This is a genomic window from Massilia sp. TS11 (assembly GCF_022012445.1).
In the GTDB taxonomy this organism is placed as follows: Bacteria; Pseudomonadota; Gammaproteobacteria; order Burkholderiales; family Burkholderiaceae_D; genus Telluria.
Window position 1 is genome coordinate 171,694 of record NZ_JAKLTS010000002.1, and the last position, 16,531, is coordinate 188,224.

At 60.0% G+C, this 16,531-nt stretch carries 11 protein-coding genes and 1 tRNA gene; 7 read left to right on the forward strand and 5 right to left on the reverse strand.

The features are described 5' to 3' along the window. The first annotated feature begins 13 nt into the window (after positions 1 to 13). From rpsU to LZ005_RS04300, 5 genes are all read left to right on the forward strand, one after another. Positions 14 to 226: a 30S ribosomal protein S21 gene (gene rpsU / locus LZ005_RS04280; protein WP_005665410.1), complete on the forward strand. Its 213-nt coding sequence runs from the start codon at positions 14 to 16 to the stop codon at positions 224 to 226. Positions 227 to 320: 94 nt separating this feature from the next. Continuing rightward, positions 321 to 770 carry a GatB/YqeY domain-containing protein gene (locus LZ005_RS04285; RefSeq protein ID WP_237805040.1) on the forward strand — a complete coding sequence of 150 codons (450 nt, stop codon included), beginning with the start codon at positions 321 to 323 and terminating at the stop codon, positions 768 to 770. 101 nt (positions 771 to 871) lie between these two features. Then, positions 872 to 2,668, forward strand: a complete 1,797-nt coding sequence (gene dnaG, locus LZ005_RS04290) for a DNA primase (RefSeq protein ID WP_237805042.1) — start codon at positions 872 to 874, stop codon at positions 2,666 to 2,668. Between the two features lie 176 nt (positions 2,669 to 2,844). Next, positions 2,845 to 5,079 carry an RNA polymerase sigma factor RpoD gene (rpoD, locus tag LZ005_RS04295; RefSeq protein ID WP_237805044.1) on the forward strand — a complete coding sequence of 745 codons (2,235 nt, stop codon included), beginning with the start codon at positions 2,845 to 2,847 and terminating at the stop codon, positions 5,077 to 5,079. Positions 5,080 to 5,145: 66 nt separating this feature from the next. After that, positions 5,146 to 5,224 (forward strand) — tRNA-Ile (locus LZ005_RS04300). A 9-nt stretch (positions 5,225 to 5,233) separates the two neighbouring features. On the opposite strand, the gene LZ005_RS04305 is transcribed toward LZ005_RS04300, so the two are convergent. From LZ005_RS04305 to LZ005_RS04310, 3 genes are read right to left on the reverse strand one after another with little or no spacing between them, the layout of a single operon-like run. Then, positions 5,234 to 6,265: a tyrosine-type recombinase/integrase gene (locus tag LZ005_RS04305; protein ID WP_373889304.1), complete on the reverse strand. Its 1,032-nt coding sequence runs from the start codon at positions 6,263 to 6,265 to the stop codon at positions 5,234 to 5,236. After that, positions 6,175 to 6,507: a helix-turn-helix domain-containing protein gene (locus LZ005_RS21860; RefSeq protein WP_373889301.1), complete on the reverse strand. Its 333-nt coding sequence runs from the start codon at positions 6,505 to 6,507 to the stop codon at positions 6,175 to 6,177. Before LZ005_RS21860 ends, LZ005_RS04305 begins: the two co-directional genes overlap by 91 nt. 3 nt (positions 6,508 to 6,510) lie before the next feature. Then, a complete protein-coding gene (locus LZ005_RS04310) occupies positions 6,511 to 7,377 on the reverse strand; it encodes a phage integrase N-terminal domain-containing protein (RefSeq protein ID WP_373889305.1) in 867 nt (288 codons plus the stop codon). Positions 7,378 to 8,444: 1,067 nt separating this feature from the next. Here LZ005_RS04310 and LZ005_RS04315 point away from each other — a divergent pair. Then, on the forward strand, positions 8,445 to 13,013 hold the full coding sequence (locus LZ005_RS04315) for an RHS repeat-associated core domain-containing protein (RefSeq protein WP_307727769.1): 4,569 nt from the start codon (positions 8,445 to 8,447) through the stop codon (positions 13,011 to 13,013). A gap of 847 nt (positions 13,014 to 13,860) precedes the next feature. Here the strand turns inward: LZ005_RS04315 and LZ005_RS04320 are convergent. Together LZ005_RS04320 and LZ005_RS04325 are read right to left on the reverse strand one after the other, a co-directional pair. Continuing rightward, entirely contained in the window at positions 13,861 to 14,298 is a 438-nt protein-coding gene (locus LZ005_RS04320) for an STY0301 family protein (protein ID WP_237805049.1), read from the reverse strand. 3 nt (positions 14,299 to 14,301) lie between these two features. Next, positions 14,302 to 14,688 carry a BPSL0067 family protein gene (locus tag LZ005_RS04325; protein ID WP_237805051.1) on the reverse strand — a complete coding sequence of 129 codons (387 nt, stop codon included), beginning with the start codon at positions 14,686 to 14,688 and terminating at the stop codon, positions 14,302 to 14,304. Between the two features lie 197 nt (positions 14,689 to 14,885). Between LZ005_RS04325 and LZ005_RS21735 the strand changes: the two genes are divergently transcribed. Continuing rightward, positions 14,886 to 16,529: an FKBP-type peptidyl-prolyl cis-trans isomerase gene (locus LZ005_RS21735; protein WP_307727770.1), complete on the forward strand. Its 1,644-nt coding sequence runs from the start codon at positions 14,886 to 14,888 to the stop codon at positions 16,527 to 16,529. Positions 16,530 to 16,531 lie beyond the last annotated feature (2 nt).

Consider the following 16,531-nt stretch of genomic DNA (forward strand, 5'->3'; position numbering starts at 1 on the left):
TTTGAATTTTTACATGACCACTATCCGCCTGAAAGAAAACGAGCCGTTTGAAGTCGCTATGCGCCGCTTCAAGCGCACGATCGAAAAAACCGGCCTGCTGACCGAACTGCGCGCTCGCGAGTTCTACGAAAAGCCGACCGCTGAGCGCAAGCGCAAGCTGGCCGCTGCCGTCAAGCGCCACTACAAGCGCATCCGCAGCCAGCAACTGCCGAAGAAACTGTACTAATTCTCGTCCGACCCGTTCGGATTGAGCCGCAGACCCGCTCCGGTGTGACCGCAGCGGGTTTTGCCATTTAGCCCTCCAGCTTGCCGAGATTGCCATGAGCCTGAAAGCCCAAATCACCGAAGACATGAAAACCGCCATGCGCGCCAAAGACAGCGCCCGCCTGGCGACGATCCGCCTGATCCTGGCCGACATCAAGCGCAAGGAAGTCGATGAGCAGATCGAGCTGAACGATGCGCAGACCGTGGCCGTCATCGAAAAAATGGTCAAGCAGCGCAAGGATTCGATCACCCAGTTCGAGGCAGGTGGCCGTGCCGACCTGGCCGCGACCGAGCAGGCCGAACTCGTGGTGCTGCAGGCCTATATGCCGGCCATGCTGTCGGACGCCGAAGTGGCGGCCGAAGTGGCAGCCGCCGTCGCCGCCACCGGCGCCGCCGGTCCGGCTGACATGGGCAAGGTGATGGGCGTGCTCAAAGGCAAACTTGCCGGCCGCGCTGACATGACCCAGGTCTCGGCCCTGGTGAAAAAGGCCCTGAGCCCGGCTTGATGCCCGTTCCGGACCCCGGCAAACCGGGGTTCGTTTGATCCAGATCACGCCTGGCCGGCCCAGGCCTTATAGTGTGGCCTTGACACCATTGATCTGAACCCGTGATCCCGCAGACTTTCATTACGGATTTGTTAAGCCGCGTCGACATCGTCGATGTGGTTGGCCGCTACGTCCAACTCAAGAAGGGCGGGGCCAATTACATGGGGCTGTGCCCCTTCCACAACGAGAAGTCGCCGAGCTTTACCGTCAGCCCCAGCAAGCAGTTCTACCACTGCTTTGGTTGTGGCGCCCATGGCACGGCCATTGGTTTCATGATCGAGTATTCGGGCCTTGGCTTTGTCGAGGCCGTCAAGGAGCTCGCCCAGAACGTCGGCATGATCGTGCCCGACGCCGACGACAAGATTCCGCCGGCCCAGCGCGCCGCGCAGCAGGCCCAGGCCATGGCCCTGACCGAGGCGCTGCAGCGCGCCTGCGATTACTACCGCGCCCAGCTGAAAACCGCGCCGAACGCCATTGCCTACCTCAAGGGGCGCGGCCTGACGGGCGAAATCGCGGCCCGCTTCGGCCTCGGCTATGCGCCCGGGCATTGGGACAATCTGCGCGCCGTGTTCCCCCAGTACGAGGCCAGCGCGCTGGTCGAGTCCGGCCTGGTGATCGACAAGGTCGACGAGGACGGCCACAAGCAGAAGCGCTATGACCGCTTTCGCGACCGCGTGATGTTCCCGATCCGCAACGCCAAGGGCCAGGTGATCGGCTTTGGCGGGCGCGTGATGGACGGCGGCGAGCCCAAGTATCTGAACTCGCCCGAGACGCCTTTGTTCCAGAAAGGCCATGAGCTGTATGGCCTGTTTGAAGCGCGCAACGCCATCCGCGACGCTGGCTATGTGCTGGTGACCGAGGGCTATATGGACGTGGTGGCGCTGGCCCAGCTGGGCTTTCCGCAGGCCGTGGCCACGCTCGGCACCGCCTGCACCCCAACCCATGTGCAAAAGCTGCTGCGCCTGACCGACAGCGTGATTTTCAGCTTCGATGGCGATGGCGCCGGGCGCCGCGCCGCGCGCCGTGCGCTCGAGGCCTGCCTGCCGCACGTGTCGGACAACAAGACCATCAAATTTCTGTTCCTGCCGCCCGAGCACGACCCGGACAGCTTCGTGCGCGAACGCGGGCCCGAGGCCTTCGAGCAGGAGATCCACGAGGCCATGCCGCTGTCGCAGTTCCTGCTGCGTTCGGTCACGGCCGAGCACGATCTGGATACGCCCGAGGGCCGCGCGCGCGCCCAGTTCGACGCCAAGCCCCTGCTGCAGGCCATGCCGCCCTCGGCCCTGCGCCTGCAGATCGTGCGCGGCCTGGCCAATCTGACCGAGTCGACACCGGCCGAGGTCGAAGGCCTGTTCGAGCTCAGCAAGCCGGTCGCAGCCACGCGCATGGCGCCGCCGCGCAAGGGCCGGCCCCAGCCCGTGGGCCTGGAGCTGCAGTTCATCCGCCACCTGATTGCGCAGCCGCAGTTCTGCCGTACGCTGGACGAGGCCGCCCTGAAAGCCTTCGATGCCTTTGGTCAGGAAGCGGCCGAACGCCTGCGCCAGCTGGTGGCCGCCGGCGTGGCAATGGGCGAAGCCGGGAACTTTGCGGCATTCTCCCAGCATCTAAAGAACACGACCAACGAGTACGATAGCCTCATCGCCGAGCTGGCGGCCGAACCCGAGCAGGAGCCCGAGGTCGTCCAGCAATGGTTGTCGGGCGCCGTGCGACAGGTCAAAATGGACTTACTGAAAGCGGAACTCAATCAGTTGTTTTCCTCGGGATTGACCACAGATCAGATTGGCGTGCGCTACCGCGAAATCACGGCCCAGCAGGATCAATTGCTGCGCGAAGCGGAGGCGGAAAAAGCGCCGGGTTAAGGGTCTTGTCATAGAGGAAGCTCAACTGGAAAATGGGTGCCGCGTGCTATAATATTTCGCTAAGTGTTGTTTTCTTTGAATTTGTTTTTGTCCGGAAGAACGGCCGGCTGAAACGCCGGTTGGCCTAACAATCAACCTCGTCAAGCAATCCCATTGTTGTGACACCGAAAGCACCTGTGCCGATCAAGAAAACTGACTCCAAAGCGGCTGCCAAGCCAGCCAAGGCGTCCGCAGCCAAAGCGGACAAGTCGCCAGCCAAATCGCGCGCCGCCGCCAGCGCGCCGCCGGCGGTCAGCCAGACCACCGACGCCGCCGCTTTGGCCGCTATCGACACCTCCGGTTACGTTCTCCCGACCGTGAAGGTGCCGGGGCGCCGTGGCCGCAAGCCCAAAGAGTACACGCCCGAGACGGAAGAAGTCGCCGCGCTGAACGCGGTCGAGCGCGCCGAACTCAAGGCCGCCGACAAGGCCAAGGCCAAGGACCGCAAGGCCAAGGAAAAGGCGCTGCTGAAAGACGCGTTTTCGTCCGATACCGAGGCCTCGGAAGAGGAACTCGAGCGGCGCCGTCAAAAGCTCAAGACCCTGATCAAATTCGGCAAGGAACGCGGCTTCCTCACCTATGCCGAGATCAACGACCATCTGCCCGATAACATCGTCGACCCGGAAGCGATCGATGGCATCATCGGCACCTTCAACGACATGGGCATTGCCGTCTACGAGCACGCGCCCGATGCCGAAACCCTGCTGCTGTCCGACAATGTGGCCACCGTCACCAGCGATGACGAAGCCGAAGCGGCCGCTGAAGCGGCGCTGTCGACGGTCGACTCCGACTTCGGCCGCACGACCGATCCGGTGCGCATGTACATGCGCGAGATGGGCTCGGTCGAGCTGCTGACGCGCGAGGGCGAAATCGAAATCGCCAAGCGCATCGAGGACGGCCTGAAGGACATGATCCAGGCCATCTCGGCCTGCCCGGTCACGATCGCGGAAATCATCGCCGCCGCCGACAAGATCGCCAACGACGAAATCCGCATCGACGAAATCGTCGACGGCATGGTCGATCCGAACGAGGATGGCGAGCCGGTCGACGCCGCCGACGACGAGGAGGACGAGGACGGCGACGAGGAGGAAGAGGACGAGGAGGAAGAAGAGGCCAGCGCCGGCGGCGCCGCGGCCGGCTACTCGGCCGAACAGCTCGAGGCCCTGAAGGCCTCGGCGATGGAAAAGTTCGACGAAATCGCGAACCAGTTCGACAAGATGCGCAAGGCCTTCGAGAAGGACGGCTACAACTCCAAGGCCTATCTGAAGGCGCAGGAGGCGATCTCCAACGAACTGCTGGGCATCCGCTTCACGGCCAAGGTCGTCGAGAAGCTGTGCGACACGCTGCGCGGCCAGGTCGATGAAGTGCGCCACATCGAGAAGCAGATTCTCGACGTGGCCGTGAACAAGTGCGGCATGCCGCGCGCCCACTTCATCAAGGTCTTCCCCGGCAACGAAACCAATCTCGAGTGGGTCGACGGCGAAGTGGCCGCCGGCCACGCCTACAGCGCCATCCTGGGCCGCAACGCACCGACCATCAAGGAGCTGCAGCAGCGCCTGATCGACCTGCAGGCGCGCGTGGTGCTGCCGCTGCACGACCTGCGTAACATCAACCGCCAGATGGCGGCCGGTGAAATGAAGGCGCGCAAGGCCAAGCGCGAAATGACCGAGGCCAACCTGCGTCTGGTGATTTCCATCGCCAAGAAGTACACGAACCGCGGCCTGCAGTTCCTCGACCTGATCCAGGAAGGCAATATCGGCCTGATGAAGGCGGTCGACAAGTTCGAATACCGGCGCGGCTACAAGTTCTCGACCTATGCGACCTGGTGGATCCGTCAGGCCATCACGCGCTCGATCGCCGACCAGGCGCGCACTATTCGTATTCCGGTGCACATGATCGAGACGATCAACAAGATGAACCGCATCTCGCGTCAGATCCTGCAGGAAACCGGCGCCGAGCCCGATCCGGCCACGCTGGCGGTCAAGATGGAAATGCCTGAGGACAAGATCCGCAAGATCATGAAGATCGCCAAAGAGCCGATCTCCATGGAAACGCCGATCGGTGACGACGACGATTCCCATCTGGGCGACTTCATCGAGGACAACAACACGCTGGCGCCGTCCGATGCGGCCCTGCACGCCTCGATGCGCGGTGTGGTGAAAGACGTGCTGGATTCGCTGACTCCGCGCGAAGCCAAGGTGCTGCGCATGCGTTTCGGCATCGAGATGTCGACCGATCACACGCTGGAAGAAGTCGGCAAGCAGTTCGACGTCACGCGCGAGCGCATCCGCCAGATCGAAGCCAAGGCCCTGCGCAAACTGCGTCACCCCTCGCGTTCGGACAAGCTCAAGAGCTTCCTCGAAGGCAACTGAGCTCTTGACGAGGATAGGGCACAAGCCCTATCCTCGCCCCTCCACCCAGCAATCATCCCCCCCAGTGGGCCTCTAGCTCATGCTTGGTTAGAGCAGCGGACTCATAATCCGTTGGTGCGCGGTTCGACTCCGCGGAGGCCTACCAACCTTCTCCTTATTTTTCAGGGACTTGAGACGGAACACCGGCACTTGGGGCTGGTCCGTTACTGTCGGGTTGTGACGTATTTGTGCCATAGAGGATCCGGCCGACAATTTCCGCGTGCGACGCCATGTGGGCCGGGGACAGGTGGGCGTAGCGCCGCACCATCTCGCTCGACTTCCAACCGCCCATTTCCTGCAGCGTGTACAGCGGTGTCCCGTTCTGGACGAGCCAGCTCGCCCAGGTGTGCCGCAGGTCGTGCCAGCGGAAGTCCTGAATGCCCGCGCGCTTCACCGCATCGCGCCAATATTTCGTGTTCACGTACTTGATTGGCTTGCCCTCGCGCGTAAAAACCCAGTTCGGATGCTTGCCTTCCTGCCGCCGCAAGAGCTCGACCGCAAACTCGCTCAACGACACATGAATGTCTTCTCCGGCTTTCGCTTGCGACTCGGGAATCCACAAAGTCCGTCGCTCCAAGTCCACTTGTTCCCATGAGAGCAGGCGGACATTGGACTGACGCAACCCAGTCGCAAGCGAGAACAACACCATGTCCCGCTGGTAGGGCAGTCGCTCCGCAAGCAGCGTCTTAACCTGGTCTGGCTCGATCCAGCGCACACGCCGTTTTGGCTCGGGGTAAAGCTTAATTTTGGGAACACGGTCGATCCATTCCCACTCGAAGCAGGCCCGCCGCAGAATTGCCCGAAGCAGCGCCAGCACGCGATTGGCGGTCGAAGGACTGGATTCAGTCCGCTTGATCTCAGCAATCGCGATGATTTGGTCGCGCGTGATCGATGCGAGCAGCTGGCCGCGAAGGTGCTCTTGAAGCCAGGCCAGCCGCAGCACGTCGTCTCTGTGCGAGCGTTTGTGCTTGGTTTCCATCAGCCACTTGTAACCCGCTTCGTCCCACGTGTAGGCCGGCTTCGCCTTCATGACCTGGGTACGCCAGTATTCCGCCTTCAACGTATCGTGGAGCTCTTGCGCCTTCCGGCGATCTGCTGTCTGAGCAGAACGTCTAATTCGCTTTCCTGCTGGCGTAGTGAAGTCAATCCACCAGGTGCCTTCCCGTTTGTAGAGCGACATTCCGAATTCTCCGTGTCAAAGCTAAGGCCACAAGGCAATTGCTCATGGACGTATTGCGAACGAATGAATTCGACAAGATCACACTCGATGAATATCCACGCCCGGCCAATCTTCGCCCCCGGCAGCGTGCCCAGCTTTGCGCGGAGCCGAACTTGTTCCTTGTGCATGTGAAGGAACAAGGCCGCTTCCTTGAGGTTCATGGTTCGCATGGCTCAGCGCCCCAGGTAGACCGCCGTAATTTGTTCGCGCCCGTGGCCCATCTCGGCGGAGAGCTTGAGACGCGCCTCACGGTCAATTGCCTTGAGCTTTGTGTTGAGATCTTTCGACTTCGGTCCACCAGCTGCCGGAGCCGCCCAGCCAGTCAGTTGCCGATACCGGTCCTGCGCATACTTGTGCCGCAGCCCGTGTACACCGTTGATGCCTGCGCGCTGACACTCAAACCGAAATCGCTGCAACTGATCGCGGTACTTGAGTTCCTTTGGTATCAGGCTGCCGCCATTCGCCACTTGCCTCGCATGGTCCAAGGCCGCGCGCTGAGCATCCGTTGTGATGGGAATCTCCCGGTACTTGCCGCCCTTGGTCCAGGTATCCTTAAGGCGCAAGTACTCTGCCTGGTCAGCCCATTTCGGGTTGATCTTGATGCTCTCCTCGCGCCGCAGGCCAAACGCCGCCTGTAGGCGCAACGAAGCGGCCGTATGGGTGTCTTTGATGCGATCAAGGGTCGATGCGGTTAGCGTCTTTGCTTTCGAGACGTTGGTCACGAATTTGCGGTGCTCAATGCCATAGGCTTGATTGCTTCGCCCGATGATGTTGTCTTTGCCGATCTTCTCGGCCCACCATCGCAGCGCGCTCATGCGGTTCTTCAAGGTGCCTGTGCTGATGCCGTCCGCGCGCCATTGGCCGAGGAGGGCGGCGACATGCTTTGGCTTGAGGCTGGTCGCGTGCATGTCGCGAAAGCCGAGTTTCTCGAGCTGGGCTGCGGCCTGGCTCAAAATGCGCAAACGGTCGGCCCGGCCGGCGAAGCTGACATCGGGGTTCCGCTTGCACAACTGTTTCAGTTCATAATTCAAATCGCGCACGACAAGGCTCCTTGCAAGGGTTAGCAATCGTTCGGTGCAGATGAGTTCGGTAAGTGTTTTTAGCCGCCTGACTTGCCGCAGCAAAGCCAGGGAGTTGAAGGCTACGGGACACCACGCCCGTTCATGCGGTTTGTTGCACTGCTTGCCCACGCCGCATGCGTGTGTGGCGCCGCTGATGGCTTGAAGACCAATCAGCGGGCGGGCCAATGACCCAGGGCCCATGGAGTGCATCGACATGCACGAGACGGCTCCGTTTGACGGGAGCGAAGCTGCTGGCAAGCAGCATAGACGGTTGCTTGTGTGCCTACAGATGAGGCTGTCACTTGCTACCGTCACGTACCGTCTTCCTCCTCCTTGCTAGGCAGGAGGAGCGCGGTAGCGCGTCGTCACTGGCAGCGTTGCCACCAGTAACGACGCGCGGCGCACGCCGGTGGCCCAAATTACGGGCCGGCATGCTGGCGTCGGAACCCATGCTGCGGTATCCGACGTCCGGTACGTCCGCAGCGTGCGAGCGTGGCGGCCAGGCTGCAGCCGCGGGTGGTGGCCAGCGCGAGCTAGCATGCAAGCGGCTGAACGGCGTCGCTGGTAATGCTCAGGCGAAGCGACGACCGTACAACGAAGGTCCGCCGAAGCGGACGTGGCTATACGCGATCAAACTGCGAAGGCGTAAAAGCGGCAAAGGATGCCGCTGAGGTTGCGGACTAAGCCGCAAGCAGCAGAGCTGCTATGGAAAGGGCGCGTTTCATGCGCAGCGCCTGGAGCGTCACTCCAGGTCGGGCTTGAGCCCGCTCGGCGTTGGGGCGATCCCTGCCTGAATAAGCCCCTATTGTCGCGTGGCCCCATTCGAAACGACAGCAAGAACCCCCGGTATTTTGGAGGGGATTTGCGCTCACGGTTCGCGGAAAGAGGATATTTGCCGGTTTTTGGCCAAGGGATTCGGCCGGCCACGATGTAGCGGAATTCAGCGAGTGGATGAAATATGTCAAGTAGTCCATTGACATCTAGTAAATGGCAAATTCGTCATTGGAAATACATTCTTGGCAAGGTCTTATCGCCAGGAGTGAGCAATGTGTGTCATCAAGTTTTTCTCCGGAAAACGTACGTGTTCCTTCTTACTCGCTGCAATCATGTTGCTCTGGGTCGAACTGGCGCACGCGAATCCCGAAGGGTGGTTCGTCGCCGAACCACCTTTCACTCCACCGACTGTGGCGTCATCTCCAGAGCAGGCATGCGCCCACCACGGCCGACCCGCGGAATTCAAATTCATTGGTGCCGAACGCGATAGTGAGGACGGCACCGACTATATCTGCCACTACTACTTGCCCGATTTCGGCGTGTATTGGGTACTCAGGACGTTTCTCGTTTGCGACCATGATCGCAACCGCGTCCCACGTTCGCCTGGCGTGTGTGTCGACCTAAATATGCATAAGAACGTCTCGCAGTCCAATCGTCCCCCAGTGCCGCCGCCTTGCGACCCGACGTCGCCGGACTTCGAGGTGGGCAACCCGATCAGGCCAATCAGCGGCGAGAAGGTCCAGGTCGAGACCGACCTGACGCTGGTCGAAGGCTTTGCGCTCACGCGCCAATACCGCTCGGTGCGCGCAACGCGTACGAACGGGTACTTGGGCTTGCTTTGGTCCTTTTCATTCGAGCGACGTTTAACGCGGCAGGGTTCGCCCGGCAACTTCAGCGTCACTTTGGCATTCGGCGACGGTTCGACACGCGCGTTCAAGCAGCAGGGTAACCGCTTTGCGGACCAGGACAGCGGTGCTACGAATCTCGTGCTCGATGCCGCGGACGGCACGGCCTGGCACTACCAGGACCAAAACGGCACGGTCGAGGTCTACAAGCAGGTCGGAAACGACATCAGGCTGGTCTCCTTGGCCTACGCGAACGGGCGGCGGTTTGACTTGACCTACAAATCGGATGGCAGGCTGGCGCGTATTGCCGGCCCGTCCGGTAGAAGCCTGGTATTCGACATGAACCCGGATGGCACGGTTGCGGCAGTCCACGGTCCGACCTACAGCGTGAAGTACGATTACGAACCGTTCAAATTGGCAGGCATCGATACGGTAAAAGTCGGCTCTCAACTGAGCGAGGTCCATTTCTACGACGCTCAAGGCAATCCCGTTTCGGGCCGCAAGTTCGCCTATGTTGACGAAGACGGCAAGCGTCACCTCATCAGCGATATCATCGACGAGAAGGGGGGCCAGTTCGCCCATTACGAGTACGACGCCGACCTGCGAGCGACATTAAGCGAACATGCCGGGGGCGTGGAGCGATTCAGGGTCGATTACTCTGATCCATCCTCGCGAACGATCACCGACCCGCTTGGCACCGTACGCACCTTCCATTTGAGCGATGGACAGCGCGGCAAGGCCGTGACATCCATCGACCAACCTGCCGGCAGCGGATGCGCGGCGTCCGTCAGCCAAGCGAGCTACGACAAGTCCGGTATTAGTAGCGTGACCGACTTTACGGGCGCGAAGACATGCTACTTCCGTGATCCTGCAAGGTGGCTTGAAACGCGACGGGTCGAAGGCGTACCCGCAGGCACCAGCTGCGCGAGCGTAAGCTCAAGCGTGCCCGCAGGCGCACGCGCCATCAGCACCAAATGGCATCCAGACTGGTACTTCCCGACTGTCGTCGCGCAGCCGCTCAAGCGCGTGACGGTCATATATAACGGCCAGCCTGACACAGACGGCAAAATACTTAACTGCACGCCTGCTCCGAGCCTGCCTGGAGGCCTGACGCCGGCATTGGTCTGTAAGCGCATCGAACAGGCGACGTCCGATGCCAACGGTGCGCAGGGCTTGGGCGCACCCGTCGTGGGCCCAGCCGTGGTCCAGAATTTCACGTACAACGAGCGCGGCCAACTCATGAGCCAGAGCATCCGGCGCGACGAAGCCGGCCATGTGGACACGACGACCTTCACCTATTACGGGGACAATACAAGCGAGCACGCCATCGGCGATCTGGCGAGCGTCGTCGGCCCGACCGGCCACGCTCGCCATTACCTCAGCTACTACGCGGGCGGCCTGCCGCACGAAATTGAACGCGAGGACGGTTCGCACGCCATCTATACCTTTGACGAGGTGGACCGGATCAAGAGCATCACGATCCAGGCCGATGGTCAAAGCAGGACTACCAGTTATGAGTACCACGAAATCGGAGAGATCAGACATGAACGGCGTCCGGATGGAACGGACATTTACTTCGATTACGACGATGCGCACCGCCTGACGAGCATTCGCGACGGCCTCGGCAACCAAGTGCGCTACGTGCCTGACGACGCAGGCAACGTTGTGCGCGAAGAGGTTTATGACAAGGACGGTGTTCTGTCGCGCATGACCCGACGCGGGTTCGATGCCTTGAATCGCATGCAGTCGCTTGTGGTGGGCGGCAAGCTCGATCAGACCATCCCAGCTTCAGTCATGGGTTATGACGCGGAAGGGCGCCTGACCCAATTCTCCAACGAACTTGGGATCGGGACTTCGATCAAGCCTGATTTGCTCGGCCGGCCCGTCCTTCAAATCGGCCCGACGCGCACGAAGGAAGCCACAAGCCCTGCTGTGGTCCAGAAATTCGATCTGCAGGACCAACTGCGCGGCGTGACTGATCCCCGTCATCTCAGTACCACATACGACATCGACGGGCTTGGGCACTTGCATACCCTTGCCAGTCCCGACACCGGTCTGACGGGATACACGTTTGATGCGTCGGGCCGAGTCCAAACGGTGAAGGACGCTCGCGGCGTGGTCGCGACGCTCGGCTGGGACGGCCTCGACCGTATCAACTCGATCACTTACGGTAATGGTCCGAGACTGAGTTACTCATACGACCAAGGCCGCGGAGGAGCGACCGGAAAGCTGACTTTGATGACGGACGATTCGGGCCACACGAAATTCGACTTCAACGGCTTTGGGGAGCTCAAGCAGGTCACGCAAACCGTCGTCACAGGCAACCAGTCGCGCAGCTTCTCTGTAGGCTACGCGTACGGTTCGGGCGGCCCTGAAACGGGCAAGCTGACAGAGATCACCTATCCGAGCGGCATGAAATTGGCGTACGAGTACGGGAACGATGGCCGCGTGAGCAGAATCAAGCTGTTCCAACCCGGAAGCAAACAAGGCCAATATCTAATCAGGGACATCGCCTACACGCCTTTGGGCGAGGCCTTGGCATGGAACTGGGGCGATGACGCCAAGAGCCAGCCAGCGCGCTACGTGCGCGAAATGGACACGGCCGGCAGGATCGTGAAGTACCCGCTCGGGGACATTGACCACGGTGGCGTGGAGCGCATCTTGCATATTGATGCGGCCGGACGCATCAAGCAATACGAGCACCGGACGCGGGACGGCAAGCCTGTCAGCAACCTGGACCAAAGTTTTGACTACGATGACGCGGCCCGCCTGACCTATTTCACTGCGACAGGCACCACGCAACGCTTCCACTACGATGACAATGGGAACCGGACCAGAATCGATATCGGCGCGAATGGCTACACCAACGTGATCGACCCGAAGACCAACCATCTATTGAGCACGACTGGACCATTGCCCCTGCGAACCAATATCTACGACCTGGCTGGCAATCTTGGCAGCGACGCTCGCCTTAACCTAGCCCATGGAACGCGAGGACTGGTGACATCGGCTCAGTTTGGTAAATTCACCACCGGTTACCTCTATAACGGCTTCGCGCAACGTGTCGCGAAACTTTCGCCCACGCTGCGCGGCGGCGCGGAATACGCGATCTACGACCAATCGGGCCATCTGATCGCCGAACACGACGGCACGGGGTCCGTCATAGCCGAATACATCTACCTTGATAACACGCCCATCGCGACGCGCCAGCTTCACGACAAGGACAACGGCTTTGACGTATACCGCGTATTCTCGGACCAGATCGACACGCCGCGCCGGATCGAGAATGCTATTAACGGCAAGCTGGTTTGGAGTTGGGAAGGTGCTGATCCATTCGGTGTCGCGGGGCCGACCAAGAGCAAAGAAGCCTCTACGCGCTTTCGGTTTTCCCTCCGCTTTCCAGGCCAAGCTTTTGATGAAGAAACGGGACTGCATTACAACTGGCATCGTTACTACGACCCTCAGTTAGGCAGATATGTCGAGTCGGATCCGCTCGGTCTAATTGCGGGTATCAACACATACGCCTACGGTGCAAGTAGTCCGGCGCTGAAATATGATCGGCTTGGTCTTGCCACCTGGCACGGAACCTTGACCTTCTTTGGTGTTTCCAATATCGCGGGTGCTGGCGGCATGATGGTTCTATTTCAAATGACTTCCGAGTGCGTTCGAGGACAGAAATGGGTTGTTGAAGGTGATGGCGTTTTGGGGGCCGTGGGAATTGGGAAATTCCCGGTCAGTCAAACTCAATCGGCTGCCACGTTCGTTGACGGGCTAGACTATGTAAATCCCTATGTCTTCAACGGCCTGGCAAAGTCGTACGTGATCTTAAGCGGCGCGATGGGGCCTGGCGGTACGGCGGCAGGCCAAATTGCTTTGGGTGGGGCAATTGCGGACATCAGTGGCAAGCAAACAGGGGCTGATTTCACAATCCTTCAAGCTGCGCTAGGTTCATCAAAAGTGAACGGCGCGATAACGATTCAGTGTGGATGCAAATAACATGATCCGCGTATTTTTCTTTGCAGTCGTATTGGCTGCCGCCGTGGGTCTTGATGTGGGGACATTTCGCGGTTGCCCCTATTCTTCCAGCACAATCTCTTGGGGCACATTGTGCCTTGGGTTGGCGATCCAGTTGGCCGGATTCGCTTTGCTCGTGCGCGCCTTGTTTAAGGTCAGAGAGGAGATCATACCGAGCGATTATATCTACCATGGACTATTTCGGTCTCGATGGTTCTATGCAGTGATAGCAATTTATGCTGGCTGCATAATATTCGCGTATGGAGTGCACCATTTCGGACGCGACGAAGGAGGCCAATTTGCGCAGCAACTTTGGTTCTGCTCACAGAGATAAGAATGGACTCCTGCGGGAAATAGAGCCCTTAAACCCTGTGAGTGGTCAAAATGAACTTCAACCATGTCGACCGATGGCTAAGGGAATACAAGTCCCTGCTTGGCGTTTCTCTGGTTTGTCTTCTGGTGTTTTTCGCTTGGCTATCCATCGAATGATATTCGTTGCAGTTCTTGGACGAGCTCGCTCAACCAATGTGACGTATTTGTGCCGTGACAAAGAGAAAGGTGTTTCGACCTCCAGTTGTTCAACATTGACGCTGCCGCAGAGTTCAAAATCTAAGTCTTTGAATTCGCTGGGAATTTCAACCGAACTCTACGTCTCATAATCCGTTGGTGCGCGTTTCGACTCCGCAGAGGCCTACCGAAACTCTCTTAGTCAAAGAACTCCAACAGAATTCCAACGGAAGAGCAGCGGGCGCACGCCCTGCGGCCTACCTCGCCTTTGTTCGGCTCAAATCGCCTCTGCGCCGCGCTCTCGCGCATTCGGCAAGCAAAATCAACGGCAGGTCACTTCAATCTTGCGCTGGCCTGCCGCCTTACCGGGTTTGTGTGTGATCGTGCAATTAGCGATCCCATCATCGAGCCTGCGGGTTTGCATTACTTCACCGTACTCGCCATAGCTACATTCGAGCCATTTACCCTCGGGGAATCCTTGGCCATCGAGTTTGTACTTGGTTACCCAAGTTGTCTTGCCCCGCGACCAATCGCTTTCACCGACGAGCTGTGCTTTTCTTGTTGGCGGGCCTGCCGCAATAGCCGCCGTTGAGAGATACATCGGCCTCGCCGCCACAAGTACCCAGCCCGACTCACCGTGAATGCGGTGGAGGTCGTCTAAAGCGATCTGAGAGGGACACTGCAAAGCCTGCTTCGGAGCTTGCTTAGGCAAAGAAGCAGGTCCGTGCGCGGAAAGCCAAATAGCGAGTATGGAGAACATGATTCACTTGATAATGGAAAAGGCTGCGGCATTGTCTGAAGGGGTCACGAACGAGCCGTCCTTCTTCTTTCCCTTATCGTAAATGAATCGAATTGAGATCGTCTTCTTCTCTGGGTTGTCCCATTGGTCGACGATATAGATGCCATTGGAGACCTGACCTAAGTGGAACGCAGCGTGCTTCCCTTTCGGATGCGTGGGGTAGCGACCGTTTTCGAACGTCGCGATTGCGGTGCCAGGCGCTATTTCTTTATTGCCCAGGACTTTTTCACCCTCTCTCCAAACCATTGAAGGCGGGGCGTTCGTGTAAGTGCGAACGAGAGCAACACATTCAAAGTCGCCGACCTTGGGCTGGCCATCCAGCTTCCTGGCGTTGATGTAGACGTACGGCATCTGCGCCTCCAAAAAATGCGTGGGCCGTTTCCGGCGGAAACTCATTTTCAAGTTAGGCAGGAAAACGCTATTGCAATCGATCAATCCGTCGTGTGAAGGGCAGGAGGCCTAACGCGTCCTTCCAGTGCCCAACCCTGTCCAGTTCTGAACATCCATGCGTTACACTTAGCGCTTTTGAACAATTGCTAATCCTGACCATGCGTCTGTCCCAACTGTGCGCCGTTCTGTCCCTCACGCTCGTCCTCGCTGCCTGTGGTGGTGAGCAGTCCACGCCGATCGCCAGTGCCAGCCACAGCGCGCTGCGCGCGAGCCAGGGTGCGCCGGTGCAGGCCTCGGTGGTCAGCTTTGTTGGCCCGCTCGCCAATTACAGCTTCAGCAAGACCGCGGACGGCTATGTGGTGACCGACAACACCGGCAAGGAAGCGGCGCGCACGGTGGCGGCCACGGCGCGCCTGCGCTTTACCGACATCTCGCTCAGTTTCGATATCGACGGGATTCCGGGCCAGGCCTATCGTCTGTACCGCGCCGCTTTTGCCCGCACGCCGGACGTCGGCGGCCTGGGCTTTTGGCTCGGCGTGCTCGACAAGGGCTACAGCCTGGAAGCCGCCGCCAATGGCTTTGTCGACTCCCAGGAGTACAAGACCCTGTATGCGAGCGCGACCAGCAACAGCGATATCGTCAGCAAGTACTACCTGAACGTTCTCGAGCGCAAAGGCGACGCGGGCGGGCTGGCCTTCTGGAGCGGCATTCTCGACCGCAAGGACGGCACGCCGGCCGGTGTGCTGGTCGGTTTCAGTGAGAGCCCGGAGAACAAGTCCGGTACCGCGAGCCTGGTTCAGAACGGCATCGTCTATCAGGAAGATGGCGTCAGCTACAGCGAAAGCGTGCACAGCTTCCCGCTGCGTGCGGCCCTGCGTCAGCGCTCCCTGACGGCGGCGACCGATTACCTGAGCTTGACGGGCAGCTGCAATGGCTACGCGGCGTTCAACCGCATCGCCCCCTATGCGGGCACGATTGAAGGCAAGAGCGTGACGGTGGCGCAGACGAATGTCAGCGTCGGCCTGACCAACTGCAGCCCGACCTCGCTCGCCTGGTCCACCTACGACTTTTACGACAGCGCGGACAACCTGACCGGCCACTACGAGCCGGGCACCGAATACGACGTCACCAGTGGTGGCGCGCGCAGCCTGCCGGTGACGGCCAAGGTCGGCGACAAGGGTGTGTATGCGATCCAGGCCCTGTACCTCGACGCCACCAAGCAAGGGACGGCCGGCACGCGTACGCTGAGCTACAGTGTCGAGGCCGACGGCAGCTCGACCACGTCGGCGATCCTGCGCCTGACCGCGGTCCATGTCAGCGGGACAGGCGTGCTCAATCTGACGCGCGTGGCCAGCTACCGCGTGCACATCAATGGTCTGGTGCAGCCGCTGGGCGTGGAGGAAACCTACGCCAGCGGCATCAAGCTGACTTACACGCAAACGCCGGCCAATGCCCAACCCGCCAAGCTGATCATCAACGATACGCTCACCGGCACGGGGACCGTGTCGCAGAACGGCCAGACCCTGACCGTCAATTACACCGGCTGGCTGTACGACCCGAGCGCGGCCGACTTCAAAGGCAAGCAGTTCGACAGTTCCATCGGCCGCGGCCCCTTCAGTTTCCAGCTCGGTGCCGGGCAGGTGATCGCTGGATGGGACCAGGGCATGCTCGGCATGAAAGTCGGTGGCAAACGCACCTTGCTGATTCCGAGCAGCATGGGCTATGGCACCAGCGGCGCCGGCGCCAGCATTCCGGGCAATGCGGCCCTGGTGTTCGAGGTTGAACTGCTGAGCGCGAAGTAAGC

Excerpts from the sequence above, each read along its gene's own strand:
- rpsU (WP_005665410.1), top strand. The coding sequence starts at position 14 with ATGACCACTATCCGCCTGAAAGAAAACGAGCCGTTTGAAGTCGCTATG.
- LZ005_RS04285 (WP_237805040.1), top strand. The coding sequence starts at position 321 with ATGAGCCTGAAAGCCCAAATCACCGAAGACATGAAAACCGCCATGCGC.
- LZ005_RS21860 (WP_373889301.1), bottom strand. The coding sequence starts at position 6,507 with ATGCGAACCATGAACCTCAAGGAAGCGGCCTTGTTCCTTCACATGCAC.
- LZ005_RS04315 (WP_307727769.1), top strand. The coding sequence starts at position 8,445 with ATGTGTGTCATCAAGTTTTTCTCCGGAAAACGTACGTGTTCCTTCTTA.
- LZ005_RS04320 (WP_237805049.1), bottom strand. The coding sequence starts at position 14,298 with ATGTTCTCCATACTCGCTATTTGGCTTTCCGCGCACGGACCTGCTTCT.
- LZ005_RS04325 (WP_237805051.1), bottom strand. The coding sequence starts at position 14,688 with ATGCCGTACGTCTACATCAACGCCAGGAAGCTGGATGGCCAGCCCAAG.
- LZ005_RS21735 (WP_307727770.1), top strand. The coding sequence starts at position 14,886 with ATGCGTCTGTCCCAACTGTGCGCCGTTCTGTCCCTCACGCTCGTCCTC.